Source organism: Microbacterium sp. AC132 (assembly GCF_979258525.1).
The window spans coordinates 2,095,043-2,113,661 of sequence record NZ_OZ409862.1; the positions used below are offsets into that span (position 1 = coordinate 2,095,043).

Below are 18,619 nucleotides of genomic sequence, written 5' to 3' on the forward strand. Positions count from 1 at the left end.
ATCGTGCCATGCGATGCGGCGATCCTGAGCCGATGGCAACGGAATCGCATCGCCTCTGACAACACTGTTGACACCATAGATGACCGAGGATACGTTTGTCGCGTTCCAGCAGCATCGACGATGAGGGAAGGTCCACTATGGCGAGCGAGTTCGTCTTCCACGGAGGTCTCGTGTTCACCGGCAGCGGTTCTCCGCTCGCGGATCATGCCGTCGTCGTACGCGACGGTCGCATCGCGGCGGTCGTCCCGGAATCCGAGGCGGACCTCGACACCTTCCCCGACTCGTGCCGCATCGACCTCGGCGGGGCGCTGCTCAGCCCCGGCTTCCAGGACGCGCACATCCACCCGGTGGGCGGCGGAATCGAGCTGCTGCAGTGCAATCTCTCGGACGCGGCGGATGCGGACGACACCGTCGCGATCATCCGCGCCTACTCACAGGCGCACCCGGAGGAGGAATGGATCCTCGGCGGAGGCTGGAGCATGGACCACTTCGCCGGGGGCAACCCGCGGCGTGAACTGCTCGACGACGCGACAGGCGGTCGGCCCGTGCTGCTGCAGAGCCGGGATCACCACAGCACGTGGGCGAGCACGGCGGCCATCGAGCGGGCGGGGATCACGGCCGAGACGGAGGACCCGGCGGACGGCCGGATCGTTCGCGATATCGACGGCTCTCCCGCCGGTACGTTCCACGAGGGCGCCGGCGACCTCTTCGCCGCGGTGCGCCCCGCGACCTCTGCCGATCTCGCCTACCAGGGACTGCTGCGTGCACAGGAAGAGCTCATCGCCCTCGGGATCACCGGGTGGCAGGACGCCATGGTCGGTGCGGACTCCGGCGGGATCTCGGATCCGCTCGCCGCGTATGAGCGGGCCGCAGCCGAGGGGCGATTGCTCGTGCACGTCGTGGGGGCGCAATGGTGGCTGCGAGACGGCGGAGTCGACCAGGTCGCCCGCATGACCGAACGCCGCGAGCGCGCCGCCGCCGCTCATCCCGATCGTCGGATCGATCTCGGAACCACGAAGATCATGGTCGACGGCGTCGCAGAGAACCAGACCGCGGCGATGCTCACCCCCTATCGGGACGAGTCCGGACACGACACGTGCAATCACGGGCTGAGCTTCATCGACCCTGACCGGCTGCGCGAATACGTGACGGCCCTCGACGCCTCCGGTCAGCAGGTGCACATGCACGCGCTCGGCGACCGCGCCGTGCGCGAGGCCCTCGATGCTCTGCAGGTCGCCCGTGACGCCAACGGCGACACCGACGGACGCCACCACCTCGCGCACCTCCAGGTCGTCTCGGAGGACGACACCACCCGCTTCGCGCCGCTTGGCGCGATCGCCAACATCCAGGCGCTCTGGGCGACCCACGAAGACCAGCTCGACGACCTGACGCTGCCGTTCCTGCAGGACGGACAGGTGGACCGCCAGTATCCGTTCGGCGATCTCGTGCGACAGGGTGCGCGACTGGCGGCGGGCAGCGATTGGCCGGTCTCCACGGCAGATCCGCTCGCGGCCATCCATATCGCCGTGAACCGCTCGTATCCGGGGTCCGAGCGGCCGCCGCTCGGGGAGCGCATCAGCGACTCAACCTCGAGACGGCATTCGCCGCGTACACCTCGGGGTCCGCGTACGTGAACCGACGCGATGACGATACCGGCAGCATCCGCGAGGGATACCTCGCCAATCTCGTCGTGATCGAACCGAATCCCTTCCGACTGCCGGTGGCAGAACTGCACCGGGCGCGCGTCACGTCCACCTGGATAGACGGGCGCCGCGTCCACACGGCAGACGCTCTCGCCTCCACCTCGCCCGGCACCGACCGCAAGGAGTCCCGATGAACCGCACGCTCCGCTCCCGTTCCCTCGCCCGCGGAGGCGCGACCGCGCTCGTCGGCGTCCTCGCCGTCGCGGCGCTCGCCGGCTGCGGCCCGGCCGACACGACCGGCTCCGGGTCGGACGAGCCGATCGACTGGGAGCTGACCGAGACGACGGCCGCGCCCAGCGGCGACATCGACTCGTTCACGTTCGCGACCTATGCCGAGCCCTACTCGCTCGACTACGCCTACGCCTTCGACTACGCCGACAACTCGATCCTCGCCAACACCTGCGAGTCTCTGCTGCGGCTGAACCCGGACTACTCCCTCAGCCCCGGCCTCGCGGAATCGTTCGCGCATCCGACGCCCGACACCTGGGTGTACACGATCCGAGAGGGCGTCACCTTCCACGACGGCACTGCGCTCACAGCGGCCGATGCGGTCGCGTCGATGAGCAGACACCTCAACCCGGCCGTCGGATCGTTCTGGTACTCCGTCTACCAGAACGTGAAGTCGATCGAGCAGACCGGCGAGCGCGAGGTGACGGTGACGATGACGGGGCCCGACTCGCAGTTCAATCTCGGCATGGGCGGGTCCGCCGGTGTGATCGAGTCGGCCGCGACTCTGGCCGAGAAGGGCGCCGACTACGGCAACTCGACGGGCGGTGTGAACTGCACCGGTCCCTTCGAGCTGACCTCGTGGGAGTCCGGTGAGTCGATCACGATGACCCGCTACGACGACTACTGGGATGAGGGACTCCGAGCGCGGTCCGGCGAGGTCGAGTTCGTCTTCATGACCGACCCCACCGCGCGCATCAACGCACTCAAGTCCGGAAGCGTCGACGGATCGTGGATGGTTCCCATGGAGGCCGTCTCCACGCTCCGATCGGCGGGCAAGGGAGACGTGCTCTTCGGGATGAGCACCGCGGTGGGCAACATCGTGGTCAGCGATCTCGACGGTCCCCTCGGCGACGTGCGCGTGCGCAAGGCCCTGCTGCTCGCGATGGACCGTGACGGCATCCTTCAGGCTGCGTACCGAGGCGTCGGCGAGACGACCGACGTGATGACCACCCCGTCGGTCTGGCAGGACGCCTCTGATGCCGCGCGCACCGCTGCGTTCGACGACGTCACCTCCTACGAGCAGGACCTTGAGCAGGCGAAGAGCCTCATCGCCGAAGCCGGCGCCGAAGGAGCCGAGCTGACCTACGTCACCGCGCCGATCAGCAACGACTTCGCCGTCATCTCGCAGGCGACCGTCGCCGCTGCCCGGTCGATCGGGCTGACGGTGAACGTCGAGACCGTCACCCCGAACGCCTACACCGCGCTGTTCTCCGACCCCACCGCCCGCGAAGGCGTCGACCTCTTCTACACGAGCTGGTATCTCTCGAGCCCGGATGCGTTGGAGATGTACTCCGTGCTTCGGACAGGCGACTTCAGCAACTACGGCGGGTGGTCCGACCCGGAGTTCGACGCGATCCTGCAGGAGGCCGTCACGATCGACGATCCGGCCGCGCGCAGCGAGCTCACAGCCGAGGCGCAGCGGATCGCGAATGCGGAGCTGCCGTGGCTCCCGCTGTATCAGGCGCCGATATCGCTCTATCTGGGCGAGAGGATCACCGGAGTCCAGCCGTCGATCGCCTTCATGTACTACCCGTGGGCGGCCACGATCGGCGCCCGATGACAGCCGCGCGCCGGGTCGCCGGGAAGCTCGGTGGGCTGCTGCTGACCCTGTTCCTGGCATCGCTGCTCGTCTTCTTCTCGCGCTTCCTCGTACCCGGCGACCCGGTGAGCTTCCTGTTGCGCGGGCGCAAGCCCAGTGCAGAGGCGGTGGCGCAGGTGACCGCCCAGTACGGACTGGACCTGCCGCCGTGGGAGCAGTACCTGCGATGGGTTCTCGGTCTGCTCCACGGCGATCTCGGGCGCTCGCTGCAGTACCGGCAGGACGTCACCGAGGTGATCGGCGACCGGCTTCCCGTGACCCTCATGCTCGTCACGATGGCGGGGACGATCGTGCTGGTCGCCGGCGTCGTGCTCGGTGCTGTCGCGGCGCTGAACCGCGGGAGGGCGCTGGATCGCTTGGTCCTGATCGGACTCACGGTGCTCGGCGCGATCCCGTCGTTCGTCGGAGCGATCGTCCTCATCGCGGTGTTCTCCGTGCAGCTCGGCTGGTTCCCCTCCTTCGGGTCGGGCGAGGGCTTCATCGACATGGTCTATCACCTGACCCTGCCGTCGATCGCCCTGGCGCTCGTCTTCATCGTGCTGGTCGGCAAGGTGACCAGGTCGGCCATGGTCGATCAGCTGAGCCGCGAGCACGTCGAGGTGTCGACGAGTCGGGGCGTGCGTCGATCGATCGTCGTGCGGCGGCACGTGCTGCGCAACGCCCTCGGTCCGATCCTGACCGTGAGCGGCGTGCTCGTGGCGGGGCTCATCGTCGCCAGCTCGATCGTCGAGGCGGCGTTCGGGCTGTCGGGGATCGGGTCGCTTCTCGTGCAGTCCGTCGATCGGCTCGACTTCCCCGTGGTGCAGGCCATCGTCCTCTTCGTCGTCTGCGCGTTCGTCGTCGTGAACGCGATCGTCGACGTCCTCGAACCCTGGATCGACCCCCGATCCGCTGCAGGAGCTGGTGCCCGATGACCTCCTCGACTCCGACGCTCGCGATGCGGGTGCTGCGCGCACCTCGCGGGCGCCGCCCGCGATTCCTCTACCTGGCCAGCGTCGTCGTTCTCGGCGCGGTCGTGCTGGCGGCGATCTTCGCCCCCTTCGTGGCACCCTACGACCCGGATGCGGTGGACTTCACGTCGTTCCTCGCGCCGCCGTCCGCGGCTCACTGGCTCGGCACCGACTCCCTCGGCCGGGACCTGCTGAGCCGCCTCATCTACGGCGGTCGCACGGCGCTCATCGGCCCGCTGCTCGTCGTGCTGTTCTCCACCGTCCTCGGCATCCTGCTGGGGCTGTGGGCCGGGTGGCGCGGAGGGTGGATCGATGCCGCACTCAGCCGGATCTTCGACGTGCTGTTCGCCTTCCCGTCTCTGCTGATCGCGATCATGGCGGTCGCGCTGTTCGGCAAGGGGCTGGTCGCCCCGGTCATCGCCATGAGCATCGCGTACGCGCCGTTCGTGGCACGGCTCACGAGGTCGCTGGTCATGGCCGAGCGCTCGCGGCCGTATGTCTCGGCCTATCGGGTGCAGGGGTTCGGCGGAGGCTGGATCGCCTCGCGGCGAGTGCTGCCGAACGTCACGCCGATCGTGGGCGCGCAGTCGACCCTCAACTTCGGATACGTGCTCGCCGAGCTCGCCGGCCTGTCGTTCCTGGGGCTCGGCGTGCAGGCGCCCACCGCCGACTGGGGCGCCATGATCAACGAGGCGCAGTCGGGAGTCGCCGCAGGGCAGTTCCTGCCGGCGATCGCCCCGGCCGTAGCCGTCGTGCTCGTCGTCGTGTGCGTGAACATCATCGGCGAAGAACTGTCCGACCGAATCGGCGGAGGGAACCCCTCATGAACGCTCTGCTCGACATCCGCGACCTGACGCTCGATCTTCCGAACGGCACCAGACTGCTGCACGGCATCTCGCTGCAGATCGCCTCCGGCGAGACCGTCGGCCTCGTCGGCGAGTCCGGCTCGGGCAAGTCGCTCACGGCCCGTGCGGTGCTGGGTCTTCTTCCCGATCGTGCGACCGTCGGCGGAGCCGTCGCTGTGAACGGACGGTCCCCGCTCGCGGGCGCGGCGGAGCGACAGGAGATCCGTCGGCACGAGGCCGCGATGGTCTTCCAAGATCCGCGCGCCGGCATCAACCCGATGCGGACGATCGGCGATCATGTCACCGAAGGGCTGCGGCTCTGCGAGGGGTGGGCGAAGGAGGCCGCTCGCACCCGCGCCGTCGAGCTCCTCTCCGCCGTCAGGCTTCCCGCTCCGGCGGAACATCTGTCGCAGCATCCGCACGAGCTGTCGGGCGGCATGCTGCAGCGGGTCATGATCGCCGGGGCCCTGAGCACATCTCCCGGCCTGCTCGTCTGCGATGAGCCGACCACCGCTCTCGACGTCACGACACAGGCGGAGATCATCCAGGTGCTGCGGGATCTCTGCGAGCAGAGCGGGATGGGGATGCTGTTCATCACCCACGACCTCAACCTCGCGGGGTCGCTCTGCGATCGGCTCGTCGTCATGAAGGACGGCGCGATCGTCGAGGAGGGGGTGGCGCGGGACGTGCTGGTGGCGCCGACCGCCGAGTACACCCGACGTCTGGTCGCCGCGACGCCCCGCATCTCGGGGGAGATCTCACCGCCGACGGCCGTGTCGGGTGCCGAGGCGCAACTCATCGTGACGGGGGTGGGCAAGACCTATCGGCGCCGCGATGCAGAGCCGGTCTCCGCCGTGATCGATGCGGATCTGGTCGTTCCCCGCGGCGGTGCGCTCGCCGTCGTGGGCGAATCCGGGTCGGGCAAGTCGACTCTGGCGCGGATGATCGTCGGACTCGAGGAGCCGGATGCCGGAGCGATCACGATCGGCGGCCGATCCATGGCGGGCATCCCGCGATCGCGCGCCGAGCGGCTGGAGCGTGCCAAGAGCGTGCAGATGGTCTTCCAAGACCCGTACCTCTCGCTCGATCCGCGAATTCCCGTGGGGCGAGCGATAGAGGATGTGCTGAGACTCCACGGCGGCCGCACGGGGAACGACGCGGCCGAGCGCGTGCGCGAACTGATCACCGCCGTGGGGCTGGGGGAAGAGCATCTCACCGCTCGCCCGCGCACGCTGTCAGGCGGCCAGCGTCAGCGTGTGGCGATCGCCAGGGCGCTCGCCGTCGAACCCGAGCTGCTGGTGATGGACGAGGCGACGAGCGCACTCGACGTGTCCGTGCAGGCTCAGGTGCTCGATCTCGTCGCCCGGATCCGGCGGGAGCAGGGGCTGACCCTGCTCTTCATCAGCCATGATCTGGCGGTCGTGCGAAGAGTCTGCGCCGAGACGATCGTGATGCGTCGCGGGGAGATCGTGGAGGCGGGCGCGACAGAGCGTCTGCTGAGCGACCCCCAGCACGAGTACACCCGGTTGCTGATCGACTCGGTGCCCGTGCCGATCACGTGAACCGAGGCGGCGACGCACGGGACGGTGCGTCGCCGACTCGATTCACTCGCGCGTGTGCACGACGGCTCCGCCCACGATCGTGACGGCGGTGCCCACGCTGATCAGCGCCTCGGCCGGGATGGCGAACGGATCGACGGTCGACACCGCGATGTCGGCACGGCCGCCGATGCGCAGCATCCCCCTCCGCTCAGCACGAGCTCGGCGGATCCGCTGGTGTACGCGGCGAGCGCCTCGGTGAGGGTGAGACGCTGGGTGGCGTCGAGGGGTTCGCGCGGCTGCCCGTCGGGGCCGGGGAGAGTGCGGTTGACGGCGACGTGGATCGCGAGCCACGGGTCGGCCGGCGATACGGGCCAGTCCGACCCCATGGCGATCGCGGCGCCGCTGTCGGCGATCGCCCGGAACGGGTAGCCCGCGCGCATCCGCGCGTCGCCGATCATCGGCACGACGGCCGGGTCGACGGATGCCCAGAGGCCCTGGATGTTCGCGGTGATGCCGAGAGGGCCGAAGCGGCGGGCATCGTCGGGGTGGACCATCGACAGGTGCGCGAAGTGATGGCGCTGACCGGTGCCGTTGGCGCGTCGGGCAGCCTCGACCGCGGCCAGGGCGACACGCACGCCGCGGTCGCCCATGATGTGCAGGTGCATCGCGAACCCCGCGGCGTCGAGCGAGACGACGAGTGCCTCCAGTGCCTCGGCGTCGATGTGCAGTTCCCCGCTGCCGGCGTGGCTGCAGTACGGCTCGAGCAGCGCCGCGGTCTCGCCGTGGGGAACGCCGTCGACCATCGCCTTGGCGGTCGATGTGTCGAATCCGGCGGCCGCGTTCGCTGTTCGCACAGCGACGAAGCGCTCGACCAGCTCGGGCACCTGCGCGGCGGTGGTGCCGGGGGGAACCCAGAGCGCGCCGGACGTGCGGCTGCGGAGAGTGCCGTCGGCGATGGTCGCGAGATACGCGGCAGTGCAGTCGGCCTTGCCGTTGTACTCGCCGAGGATGGCCTCGTGCCAGCCGGTGATGCCGAGCGTCCAGAGGAAGTCCTGCGCGTTGAGCAGGCCAGCCGATATATCGGCATCGGTCGACGCCGGAATCGCTCGACCGACGAGCTCGGCCGCCGTCTCGTTGAGATATCCGGTCGGTTCGCCCTCGTCGTCATGGTGCATGTGACCGTTCGGCGGCGCCGGGGTGTCGCGGTCGACTCCGGCGAGCTGCAGCGCGCGCGAGTTGACCCAGAGGGTGTGGTGCCCGGCGTCGCTGAGCGCCACAGGGCGGTCCGGCACGATCGCGTCGAGCATCTGCCTCGTCGGGTGGGGGAACAGCTCGTGGCTCCAGCCGCCGCCGGTGATCCACTCGGCATCCGTCGTCGCGGCCGCTGCCGCGATCAGCGACAGCGTCTCGTCGATGCTCGTCGCCGAGGTCAGATCGCAGCTGAGCCGCTCGACGCCGGCGAACGCCGCATGGATGTGCGCGTCGACGAACCCCGGCAGGATGCCGCCGCCTGCGGCGTCGATCACGCGGGTGTCAGGCCCTGCGAGGGCACGGATCTCGTCGTCCGTCCCGATCGCGACGATGCGCTCGCCGCGGATGGCGATGGCCGTGTCGGCGGTGCCGATCCGCCCGTCGAAGACGCGGCCGTCGACGATGCACACGTCGGCGGGTGAAGTGCGGGTCATGGTCGTGCCTCTCGTCGTTGCGGCCGCGCCGCTCGGGTCCTGCTCGTCGATCATCTCGTCACACCACTCGGAACACGCGGATGACGACCTGGTCGTCTCCGGGGCGCGCGTAGCCGACGAACTGCGACTCGGCGAGCCAACGCAGGGGCTCCGCATCCGTCTGGAACACGAACGCCGTGCGGTAGTAGAGATCGTGCTCGGACGGCTGTCCGCCCGACTCGAACTGCGCGATCGCCGCCTCGTTCGCCCGCCAATAGCCGCGGTTGACGACATCGACGAGATGGCCGTCGATCTCGATCAGATACCGCGCATCGAGCTGGGTGGTGACGCCATGGTCGACCCACCAGTCGCCTCCGCCCGGAACGACACGCCCTTCAGCGCGAGGCCCGGTGACGCGGCCGCCGATGATCGGAGTGAAGTGCAGCTGGCCGCCCTCACCCCGACCGATGCGCTGAGGCGGGGTCACATCGACCTGCAGCTCGAAGCAGAACTCGAATGCGGGGGTCATCAGCTCGGTGTCGGTCATCGCCGTCTCCTCGTGGTCGGTCGGTCGAGTCCGATCGTCGGGATCGGAGTGGTGCGCACCGGAATGCGCCGCTGCGGTGCCCAGCCCTCGCTCGGGATCGAGTCGAGAAGCAGGCGGGTGTACTCAGCCTGAGGGTCGTCGAGCACGGTGCCGGTAGCGCCGCGCTCCTCGATGCGGCCCTCGCGCATCACCACCACCTCGTCGCACAGTCGGCGGATGACGGTGAGGTCGTGTGTGATCATCAGCAGCGCGACGCCGGTCTCGAGGCGGATGCGTTCGAGCAGCGTCAGGATCTCGACTCGGGTGGTGACGTCGAGCGCCGACACGGCCTCGTCGAGCACGAGGATGCGCGGCTCAGCGGCCAGTGCCCGCGCGATCGCCACGCGCTGCCGCTGGCCTCCGGAGAGCGAGCGCGGACGCGCGTCGAGCAGGGCGGGGTCGAGGCGCACGGACTCCATCAGTGCGCCCACTCGCGCGGAGAGCGCGGCGCGGTCGTCGTCGCGGCGGTGCACGCGGATCGCTTCGGTGAGGCACTGTCGCACGGTCTGGCGTCGGTCGAGCGACTGATACGGATCCTGGAAGACCATCTGCGCGGTCTTCGCGCGGATGCGGCGCTCGGTGCCCGAGGCGGCGGGTGTGCTCCAATCGGAGCCGCCGACGTGCACGGTGCCGGCATCCGTGCGCTCCAGGCCGCAGATGATGCGGGCCGTGGTGGATTTACCCGACCCGGATTCCCCGACGATGCCCAGAGATCCTCCGGCAGCGAGGGTGAACGAGACGTCGTCGACGGCGGTGAGCACCTCGTGCCCGCGCCCACGGGCCGCTCGCACGCGGAATCGCTTGCTGAGACCGTCCACTCGCAGGAGCGGCTCGGTCTCGGCGGAACTCGACGGCCCCGCGGTCAGCGGCACGGCGTCGAGCGAGGCCGACATGAGGATGCGCGTGTAGTCCTGCGCGGCATCCTCTCTCATGCTCCCCGCCCGCAGCGTCTCGATCGTGCGCCCCTCTTTCATCACCACGACCCGATCACAGACGGCACCGGCGAGAGCGAGGTCGTGGGTGATGAACAGCAGCGACAGGTCGCGGTGGCGACGCAGGTCGCCGATCACCGCCATGACCTCCTCCTGTGTGGTCACATCGAGGGCGGTGGTGATCTCGTCGGCGAGCAGCAAACGGGGATCCATCGCCAGAGTGGATGCGATCATGACCCGCTGCAGCAGGCCGCCCGACAGCTCGGCCGGTCGCTGGCGCAGTCGACGGGCGGGAGAGGGGACTCCGACCTCGTCGAGCAGCTCGATCGCACGACGCTCGGCGGCGTCGACGGTGAAGCCTGCCACGGTGACCAGCGCCTCGGTGAGGAAGTCGCCGATCGTCCGCAGCGGGTTGAGGTGCGCGCGGGGCGTCTGGAACGCCATGCCGATGCGCAGCGCCCGCAGCTCGCGTCGCCCGCGGTCGTCGAGGGACGCGAGGTCCTGGCCTTCGACGCGGATGCTTCCCGCCGTCGTGAAGGACTCGGGCAGGAGGCCGGCGATCGCCCGCACGCTCAGCGTCTTCCCCGAGCCGGACTCGCCGACGAGGCCGACGGACTCGCCGAGGTCGACGTCGAGCGTGCAGTCGTGAACCAGCATGCGGGGCCCCTCGGGCGTCGGCATGCCGATCGCCAGGCCCTGCAGTTCGAGCACCGGTGCCGTCATCGTTCCTTCTCCTCTGCCCAGGTGGTGGTGCGTGCGCCGATGATGCCGACCGCGAGCACGGTGACGACGATCAGCGCCGCCGGGAAGAGCGACTGCTCGGGAGCCCCGGCGAGAATGGCGGCCTGCCCTCCGGCGATCATGGATCCCCAGTCGGCGGCGGGAGGCTGCTGGCCGAGACCCAGGAACGAGATCGCAGCGAGGTCGAGCATCGCGTAGCCGAAGCCGACCGTCGCCTGGGCCGCGACGACCGGGACGAGTGCGGGGATCAGATGACGGAAGCAGATCGCCGCGCTCGACACCCCCTGCACCCGCAGCGCTGCGACGTAGGGGCGACCCAGTTCGCGCGAGGCCGCCGTCTGGGTGAGGCGCGCGACGACCGGGATGTACGCGATCGACAGTGCGACGACCGGGGCGACGAGTCCCTTGCCGAACATGGCCACGGCGAGGACGGCGAGCACCAGGCCCGGGCTGGCGAAGATCACGTCGATGATGCGCGCGATCGTGCCGCGGACGAATCCGCCGAACCAGGCGGAGGCGACGGCCAGCGCCATGCCGAGCGTGGTGGAGAGCACGACGACGATGACCGGGGCCGCGACACTGGCCGAGGCGCCGGCGAGAACCCGCGACAGGATGTCCCTGCCGAGGTCATCGGTGCCGAACGGATGGTCGAGGGAGACCACGCCGTTCGTGGGCCCGACGTAGAGCTGGTCGGGTGAGTAGGGGGCGAGCCAGGGGCCGGCGACGGCGATCACGGCGATGACCGCGAGCACGACGACGGCCACGACCACGAGCGGGTCCCGTCGGGCGAGACGACGTGCGGCGACGGGGATGCGCCCCGCGGCGAGCTGACCGACGCTCATGCGTTCCTCCTGGTTCCCGCGCTGTCGGGATCGATCGCCGCCGCCAGCAGGTCGGCGATCGCGTTCAGTACCACGAACAGCGTGACGAGCAGCAGCGAGACGACCTGCACGACCGGGAGGTCTTTGCGGGCCGCAGCCTCGGTGAGGAGGGAGCCGATGCCGCCGAGGCCGAAGGCCTGCTCGGCGATTGCCGAGGCCGCGAAGAGCCCGGCGATCGTCGTGCCCGAGATCGCCAGGATCTGCGGCGCCGCGTTATGGAAGACGTGACGACGGAACACCCGCGGCCACGGGATGCCGCGGACCCGGGCCGTCTCGACATGCTCGGAGTGCAGCTGCGCCACGAGAGCGCTGCGCGTCACCCGGCTGATGTGCGCGATGAACATCAGCGCGAGCGACGCCGCAGGCAGAACGAGGTGCCAGAGCCGATCGAGTCCTTCGTCACCCGCCCCGAAGGTCGGGAACCAGCCGAGCGAGGTGGCGAAGATCCAGATCAACAGGATCGCGACGATGAACGTAGGCAGAGCCATGCCGAGCGACGTCGAGACCGAGACGATCATGTCGGTACGGCGGCCGCTCACCGCGGCGAGGATGCCGGAGCCGAGGCCGAACACCGCGATCAGGGCCGTCGTGAGCAGCACCAGTTGGAAGGTCACCTCGAAGCGGGCCCCCACGAGCACGGAGACGTCGGTCTTGTAGACGAACGACCGGCCGAAGTCGCCGGTGACGACGCCGCCGAGCCAGTGCAGGTACTGCAACCAGACCGGGTCGTCGAGTCGGTACTCGGCGCGGATGGCCGCGATGAGCTCCGGGGTCGGACGAGCACCGCCCGCCAGCGCCGACACCGGGTCTCCGGGCGTCAGCAGCAGCGCCGAGAAGATGATGACGCTGGCGAGGAAGAGCGTGAGCGCGAGTCCGCCCAGCTTTCCGAGCACCGTCCTGATCATGAGGGGATCCGTTCCGTCGTCCTGGACGACTCACTCGCCGCCGAGGTGCAGCGCCCAGGGGGAGCTGTAGATCGCGACCGAGGTGGTGATGCCGGTGAGGTCGTCGGACAGGTAGGTGAGCTGGTAGGCGCCGGCGAGGGTGACCTGCAGCTGGTCGGCGGCGAAGATCTCCTGTGCGCTCACGAACGCGTCGGCCGCTGTGGTGGCATCCGTCGCGGTGCGCGCCGCCTGGAGGTCGGCCGTCACCTCGTCGTTCGCATAGCCCGACCAGTTGAAGATGCCGCCGATCTCGGCCGGCAGCATGAACAGCTGCGGGTAGCCGAGCACGCCGGGCACCTCGAGGTATCCGGTCGTCGCGACGAAGTCGATGCCCTCGCGCAGCTCGGGCGTGTAGAACAGTGCCCCGAAGTCGGCGGGCTGGCGTTCGTCGATCGAGATGGTGAGGCCGATGTCCTTCGCCGCGCTCTGCACGATGGATGCCGTCTGCGAGAACTCCTTCGCGCCGGCAGGCACCGCGAGCACGAGGGGCACCGAGGTGTCGATGCCGGACTCGGCGATCAGCTTCTTGGCCGCATCCAGGTCGACCTCGGGTGCGGGGAGGGCGTCGTAGGCATCCTGGTAGATGTCCTTCGCCTCCATGCCGCTCCACACGAACGGAGGCACGATCGTCTTCTGCACCTCGCCGAGCCCCTGCAGGACGGTGTCGATGTAGACGTCGCGATCGATGGCGAGGCTCAGCGCCTGCCGCACTCGCGGGTCGGCGGCCGCGCTGTCGGCCGACGCGGGGCCGAAGCTGTACGAGGCCGTGGAGGGTCCCGCGATCAGGCGGCCGGCGCCGCCGTCGGCCTCGAAGCTCTGCCGCGATCCGGGAGGCACGGTGAAGGCACCGTCGATCTCGCCAGCCGTCAGGGCGGAGGTGAGCGTGGGGCCGTCGGTGACGAACACGAAGCGGATGCGCTCGGTCAGCGGAGCGCCGTTCCAGTAGTCGGGATTCGCGGTGACCGAGATCTCGGAGCCCGGCTTCCACTCGTCGAGCTGGTAGGGGCCTGCGCACATCAGGCCGCCGCCGGAGGTTCCGAGGTCCTGACCGGCGCTGGCGCCGAAGGCGGAGCTCATGACGGCTCCGCCTCCGCCGCCGAGGGCATCGCGGAATGTCGTGTCCGGCGCTGCGAAGTGCACGATGACGGTGTCGTCGTCGGGCGTCTCGATGCTCGAGATCAGTGCGAAGGCCGCGTACCACTGCGACGCGGGGGTGCGGTTGCGCTCCAGGCTGTAGGCGACGTCCGCGGCGGTCACCGGAGTTCCGTCCCAGAAGGTGACGCCATCGCGCACCGTGATCTCGAAGGTCACGGGATCGACCCACTCGGCCGTCTCGGCGATGCCCGCTTCGAGGGTGAAGTCGGGTTCGACCGTGAGCAGGCTGTCGCACAGGTTCGGGATGATGATGTTGGCAGAGGACGACGGGTCGAGCGTCTGAGGCTCGCCCTCGACGACCGCCCACGTCACCTCGTCGACGGGCGTGGTCGCCGCGGGCAGCGCGGTGACCAGTGACGAGGCGTCGATCTCGTCAGTGGACGAGTCTGTCGTGCCGGCGCGCGGTGCACAGGCGGTGGCGGCGAGAACGGTCGCGGTCGCCAGGGCGGCGGCGACGGTGAACCGGCGTCGGGTGGTGCGGGTCATGTCGGGTCCTCTCAGGTGCGTGCAGCGGGAGCGTCGTCGACCCCGCCGGGGGTGGTGGTGCGGGCGGTGCGGGTCATCTGACGACGTAGACGCGGATGCAGATCTGCTCGTCCTCGTCGCGGGCGAGGCCGATGAACTGGTTGCGGCTCAGCCAGCTGTGTTCGGGTGCGTCGGTCTGGAAGACCGGGGCGGTGCGGAAGTACGACGAGCCGTCGGCCTCTTCGCGGTAGTAGCCGCGGTTGAGGATGTCGATCGCCGCACCGTCGGCTGCGCGCAGCAGGTAGCGCGCCTCGAGCTGGAACGTGCCGTCGCGCTCGACCGACCAGTCGCCTCCACCGGCGATAACCGTGCCCTGCAGCAGGGGGCCATCGATCGTGCCCCCGGTGATGGGGGTGAAGGCGAGCACCTCGTGCGGTCCACGGCCCAGGTGGATGTCGGTGTCGACGTCGACCCGGATCTCGAAGGCGTACTCGAGGATCGGCTCGGGCTGAGGGGTGTTCGTGGTCATGACAGTTCTCCATCCAGGACGGGGAGGTGGATCGTGAGCCCGTCGGGGCCCCCGACGGTGAGGTGCTGCTGATTGGTCGCGGTGGGCCCCCAGGCCCACGGGTCGGCGCCGGTGCCGGTCTGCGGGATGAACTCGGGATAGTCGCTGCTCGACACGTGAACGCGGAGGCGGTGGCCGGTCTGGAGCCGGTATCCGATCTGCCCCAGGCCGATGTCGATGGTCGCGGGCGTCGTGGCCTCGGCGATCTGACGCTGCCCGCGGGCGATGCGCAGTGCTGTGCCGTCGGGTGAGACGTCGAGCAGTCGGACGAACAGGTCGAGCACGGGGCCGTCGGAGCGGACCGTCGCGGTGGCGCTCACGGGGCCGGCGAGGTCGACATCGGCGGCGACCGGAGACGACGTGAAGACGAGCACGTCGCCGCGGGCGCCGATCGGTGCGTCGTCCGGCATCTCGAGGAGGAAGGAGAAGGCGTCCTCGGCGCTCGACGGCACGAGGTCGTCGGGGTCGTGCGTCCACGTCAGCTCGGTCGGCTGCTCTGCGGCATCCGTGCGCAGCCCTCCCTCTGCGGTCGCCTGCAGCGTGACGGTGCGGATGCCGGCGGGCGGCCACGCCGCATCCGTCCGCTCCTTTGTCGTACCGGCGAGGTTCCAGCGCACTGCGGGGATGTCGGACGGGGCGCCGTGGCCGCGCAGGTAGACCTCGAAGAACTCGAGCGCGGGGTCGAGAGTGCGGGGGAGGAGCGCACGCACCTGGTCGTCGGTGCGCTCGGCCACGCGGTCGGCCGGGTCGCTGAGCAGCTCGTAGCCCTCGTGGTCGATCGACTCGATGCGGAGGTGATGGTGAGCGGCCCACGCCGGACTCTTCGCGATGTCGTCGACATCGGCCCACGACAGGGGCGAGCAGTTGTCCCACCAGCCGATCGTGTGCAGCGCTGGAACCGAACGGCCGGCGAAGGGCGAGCCGAGCGGGAAGCGCGGCAGGTGAACAGGCCGCGGGTACCACTGGTCGTAAGAGATCGAGCGCTCTCCGGCCTCGGCGAGAAAGTCTTCGACCTGGGCGGCGAAGTCGCGCCGAGTCCAGTCCGGCTCCCACATGTAGGTGTCGTTGCCATGGAAATGGCTCACGGGATAGAGGTAGGTGATCGCCCACTCGACGTCCGAGACGCGCTCGCCGGGTGCGCGATGCACGGGTTCGCCGAGGCGGGTGCCGGTGACGCGAGGCGCGATCGCCTTGAGCGCGGGGTGGCCACTGGCCGCTGCCGCCCACTGGGTGTAGCCGTAGTAGCTGTCGCCCCACATCGCGACCCGGCCGTTCGACCACGGCTGCTGCACGATCCAGTCGAGCGTGTCCTCGCCGTCCCGCACCTCGTTGACGAAGAGCAGCGCCTCGCCCTCGGAGCGGAACTTGCCCCGCACGTCCTGGGCGACCACGCGGTAGCCGCGGGCCATCAGGTACTCGGCGATCAACGGGATGTAGGTGTAGGTGCCGCTCTTGTCGTAAGGCAGGCGGATGAGGATGGTGTCGCCGGCGCGGTCGCCGCCGTCCGAGGGGAGGTAGACGTCCGCCGCGAGCAGCACGCCGTCGCGCATCCGGATGCGGGCGGGACGCGCCAGGTCGCTCTCGGGTGCCGCGGGGATGCGGATGTAGCGGGTCATTGCTCTCCTTTGAAACCTCTGCGCCGGGAAGACCGCGGTGCTCGATGAATCACAACGTAAGTCCGTCGAAGTTAATAGTCAAGTCTGACTAGACTAAAAACTTGTAACATCTATGTATCCTGCTGATGCAGGGAAAAGGGGGAACGATGGCACGTCCGACCGTGGCCGCAGAACGACGCGACCAGATCATCGAAGCCACCTTGCAGACCGTGGCCCAGCACGGCATCGCCGGAACCTCACTCGACCGCATCGCCGAGGCGGCAGGGATGTCGCGCGGACATGTGCGGCACTTCGTCGGGAACCGCGATCAGCTGCTCGCCGACACCGCGCGGCACGTCTTCGCCGACGAGACGGGCACCCTGACGATCCTGCCGTCGACGCTGGTGACGTTCACCGATGCGCTCGACTACCTGTTCGGCGAGGAGTTCACCCGATCAGACACCGAGAATGCGGTCGTCCTCGGGTTCGTCGAGCTCTCGCGCACCAACCCGCCGATCGCCGAGGTGCTCACGGAGGCATACGGCCACACTCGCACGACCCTGGCCGAGCTCGCCGCCGCTGAGTACCCGAAGGCGGATGCCGCGACCTGCGAGCTCGTCGCCGACGGCACGCTCTCGGCCGCGCTCGGCAACGTCTTCATGGGCGACTTCAACCCCGACGAGGTCCGCACTGCCCGGGTGCGCCGGGCTGTCGAGACGCTGCTCGCCGCGCTCTGAGCTTCCGCGTCGTGCGCGCGGCGGCCCTCAGCTCCCGACGCGGACCCGTCGGAGAACGTCGGCTGCGGACTCTTCCGCGGTGTGGTTCGACGTGTCGATCCAATGGCTGTTGTCGCTGAAGCTCTCGCGCATCTTCAGGTCGAGCCGGTCGTAGCCGGTGAAGTCCCATCGGTCGTCGATGTCGCGCGCAGCATTGCGATCTCGACATACCTGGGCACCCGGTGCGAGGACGACGAGGTCCCAGGCGCACACGAGTGCATCCGTCAGAGTCGCGAGCTCTGCCGGCGACTCGAGCACCACGTCGACAACCGCGGTGAAACGTGCCGCCGCCATGTTGTTCGCCAGAGCCGCCACATTGCGGGGCATCAGCTGGATCTGTCGCTCGGCTTCATCACGGGGGCTGCCGAGAGCCCATACTCGTCCGGAGCGAATCATGCCGGATACCTCGTCGCCGCTGAGTCGCGCTGCTCGCGGCAGGCTCTTCGCAATGAGTTCGGTGACGGTGGACTTCCCGGCACCGGGCATGCCGGTCACGATGATGCAGGACGGCTCTGTGGGGTCGCGGACTTCAGGCATTCCCCGAGTATGCCTGAGTCGCTATGGTGTCGTGGATGGCCACCGAGATCCCGTACCGCGAGCTGCCCGTCGAGCTCGATGATGTGACGTACCGGTTCGGCCCGGACTCCGAGCGTCAAGCCGGTGTGACACCGGGAGAGATCACGGAATTCACGATCGATGACAGCGTCGTCTATCCCGGTACCACCCGACGGTGCTGGATCCATGTGCCCGCTGGTCACGACCCGCAGGGCGAGGCGGCGTTGATGGTCTTCAACGACGGCTGGTGGTACTTGGATCCTGACGGTGACGTTCGCGGTGGCATCGTTCTCGACAACCTCATTCACCGCGGTGAGATGCCGGTCACTGTCAGTGTGTTCGTCGATCCGGGTGTCTTCCCAGGCGCTGACAACCCGAAGAATCGGAACGCGGAGTACGACGCATTCGACGACCGCTATGCGTCGTTCCTGCTCACCGAAGTCCTACCGGTCGTCACCGCCCGGTTCCGCGTCTCGTCGGACCCCGACATGCGAGGAATCTGCGGAGGAAGCTCAGGAGGAAACGCGGCCTTCACCGCGGCCTGGGAACGGCCAGACGCCTTCAGGCGCGTGATCGCGTACCTGTCGAGCTTCTCGCAGATGCCCGACGGAAACCCGTACCCCCGGCTACTGATGTCTGAACCCCGCAGGCCACTGACGATCTTCATGCAGGCGGCGCACCGTGACGACGGCTGGAACCAGCCCGAGATGAACTGGCTCGCCGAGAACCTCGAAGTCGCCGCCGCTCTGGCCAAAGCGGGTTACGACTTCCGATTGGTGCTCGGAGACGGCGGCCACAGCGCTAACCACGGCGGCGTCCTGCTGCCGGACGCGCTCCGATGGATCTGGCGAGATGCCACGCCTGCGCCGAAATAGTCGGCGGCTATCGAT

General features: G+C 69.1%; 16 protein-coding genes and 1 pseudogene. 8 read left to right on the forward strand and 9 right to left on the reverse strand.

Annotation, left to right across the window (positions count from 1 at the left end; genetic code table 11):
* Positions 1 to 137: 137 nt before the first annotated feature.
* The 6 genes and pseudogenes from ACZZZQ_RS09930 to ACZZZQ_RS09955 form a co-directional block, all read left to right on the forward strand.
* Positions 138 to 1,490: pseudogene (locus ACZZZQ_RS09930) on the forward strand (amidohydrolase); the annotation flags it as partial.
* Complete coding sequence (locus ACZZZQ_RS09935; protein WP_463507454.1) at positions 1,481 to 1,837, forward strand: amidohydrolase family protein; 357 nt, start codon at positions 1,481 to 1,483, stop codon at positions 1,835 to 1,837. The pseudogene ACZZZQ_RS09930 and the gene ACZZZQ_RS09935, both read left to right, overlap by 10 nt.
* A complete protein-coding gene (locus tag ACZZZQ_RS09940; protein ID WP_463507455.1) occupies positions 1,834 to 3,492 on the forward strand; it encodes an ABC transporter substrate-binding protein in 1,659 nt (552 codons plus the stop codon). The genes ACZZZQ_RS09935 and ACZZZQ_RS09940 overlap by 4 nt, the downstream gene beginning before the upstream one ends.
* Positions 3,489 to 4,445, forward strand: a complete 957-nt coding sequence (locus ACZZZQ_RS09945; protein ID WP_463507456.1) for an ABC transporter permease — start codon at positions 3,489 to 3,491, stop codon at positions 4,443 to 4,445. Before ACZZZQ_RS09940 ends, ACZZZQ_RS09945 begins: the two co-directional genes overlap by 4 nt.
* Positions 4,442 to 5,308: an ABC transporter permease gene (locus ACZZZQ_RS09950; RefSeq protein ID WP_187250739.1), complete on the forward strand. Its 867-nt coding sequence runs from the start codon at positions 4,442 to 4,444 to the stop codon at positions 5,306 to 5,308. Before ACZZZQ_RS09945 ends, ACZZZQ_RS09950 begins: the two co-directional genes overlap by 4 nt.
* Positions 5,305 to 6,888, forward strand: coding sequence for an ABC transporter ATP-binding protein (locus ACZZZQ_RS09955; protein ID WP_463507457.1), 1,584 nt, complete (start codon positions 5,305 to 5,307; stop codon positions 6,886 to 6,888). The genes ACZZZQ_RS09950 and ACZZZQ_RS09955 overlap by 4 nt, the downstream gene beginning before the upstream one ends.
* A 101-nt stretch (positions 6,889 to 6,989) precedes the next feature.
* Here ACZZZQ_RS09955 and ACZZZQ_RS09960 read toward each other — a convergent pair whose 3' ends face one another.
* From ACZZZQ_RS09960 to ACZZZQ_RS09995, 8 genes are all read right to left on the reverse strand, one after another.
* A complete protein-coding gene (locus tag ACZZZQ_RS09960) occupies positions 6,990 to 8,552 on the reverse strand; it encodes an amidohydrolase (protein WP_463507458.1) in 1,563 nt (520 codons plus the stop codon).
* Positions 8,553 to 8,610: 58 nt separating this feature from the next.
* Entirely contained in the window at positions 8,611 to 9,078 is a 468-nt protein-coding gene (locus tag ACZZZQ_RS09965; protein ID WP_400341361.1) for a DUF3237 domain-containing protein, read from the reverse strand.
* The gene (nikE, locus tag ACZZZQ_RS09970; RefSeq protein WP_463507459.1) at positions 9,075 to 10,772 is read right to left on the reverse strand and encodes a nickel ABC transporter ATP-binding protein NikE; all 1,698 of its coding nucleotides are present in this window, start codon (positions 10,770 to 10,772) and stop codon (positions 9,075 to 9,077) included. Before nikE ends, ACZZZQ_RS09965 begins: the two co-directional genes overlap by 4 nt.
* Positions 10,769 to 11,632 (reverse strand): ABC transporter permease, encoded by an 864-nt coding sequence (locus ACZZZQ_RS09975; protein WP_463507460.1) that lies wholly within the window; start codon positions 11,630 to 11,632, stop codon positions 10,769 to 10,771. Before ACZZZQ_RS09975 ends, nikE begins: the two co-directional genes overlap by 4 nt.
* The gene (locus ACZZZQ_RS09980) at positions 11,629 to 12,576 is read right to left on the reverse strand and encodes an ABC transporter permease (RefSeq protein WP_463507461.1); all 948 of its coding nucleotides are present in this window, start codon (positions 12,574 to 12,576) and stop codon (positions 11,629 to 11,631) included. The genes ACZZZQ_RS09975 and ACZZZQ_RS09980 overlap by 4 nt, the downstream gene beginning before the upstream one ends.
* 30 nt (positions 12,577 to 12,606) lie before the next feature.
* Positions 12,607 to 14,256: an ABC transporter substrate-binding protein gene (locus tag ACZZZQ_RS09985; protein ID WP_463507462.1), complete on the reverse strand. Its 1,650-nt coding sequence runs from the start codon at positions 14,254 to 14,256 to the stop codon at positions 12,607 to 12,609.
* A gap of 73 nt (positions 14,257 to 14,329) precedes the next feature.
* On the reverse strand, positions 14,330 to 14,764 hold the full coding sequence (locus ACZZZQ_RS09990; RefSeq protein WP_056279234.1) for a DUF3237 domain-containing protein: 435 nt from the start codon (positions 14,762 to 14,764) through the stop codon (positions 14,330 to 14,332).
* On the reverse strand, positions 14,761 to 16,419 hold the full coding sequence (locus ACZZZQ_RS09995; RefSeq protein WP_463507463.1) for a CocE/NonD family hydrolase: 1,659 nt from the start codon (positions 16,417 to 16,419) through the stop codon (positions 14,761 to 14,763). Before ACZZZQ_RS09995 ends, ACZZZQ_RS09990 begins: the two co-directional genes overlap by 4 nt.
* Before the next feature lie 146 nt (positions 16,420 to 16,565).
* On the opposite strand from ACZZZQ_RS09995, the gene ACZZZQ_RS10000 reads away from it, so the two are divergent.
* The gene (locus ACZZZQ_RS10000; protein WP_463507464.1) at positions 16,566 to 17,135 is read left to right on the forward strand and encodes a TetR/AcrR family transcriptional regulator; all 570 of its coding nucleotides are present in this window, start codon (positions 16,566 to 16,568) and stop codon (positions 17,133 to 17,135) included.
* Between the two features lie 27 nt (positions 17,136 to 17,162).
* Here ACZZZQ_RS10000 and ACZZZQ_RS10005 read toward each other — a convergent pair whose 3' ends face one another.
* Positions 17,163 to 17,711, reverse strand: coding sequence for an AAA family ATPase (locus tag ACZZZQ_RS10005; RefSeq protein WP_463507465.1), 549 nt, complete (start codon positions 17,709 to 17,711; stop codon positions 17,163 to 17,165).
* 35 nt (positions 17,712 to 17,746) lie between these two features.
* On the opposite strand from ACZZZQ_RS10005, the gene ACZZZQ_RS10010 reads away from it, so the two are divergent.
* On the forward strand, positions 17,747 to 18,604 hold the full coding sequence (locus ACZZZQ_RS10010; protein ID WP_463507466.1) for an alpha/beta hydrolase: 858 nt from the start codon (positions 17,747 to 17,749) through the stop codon (positions 18,602 to 18,604).
* The last annotated feature ends 15 nt before the right edge of the window (positions 18,605 to 18,619 follow it).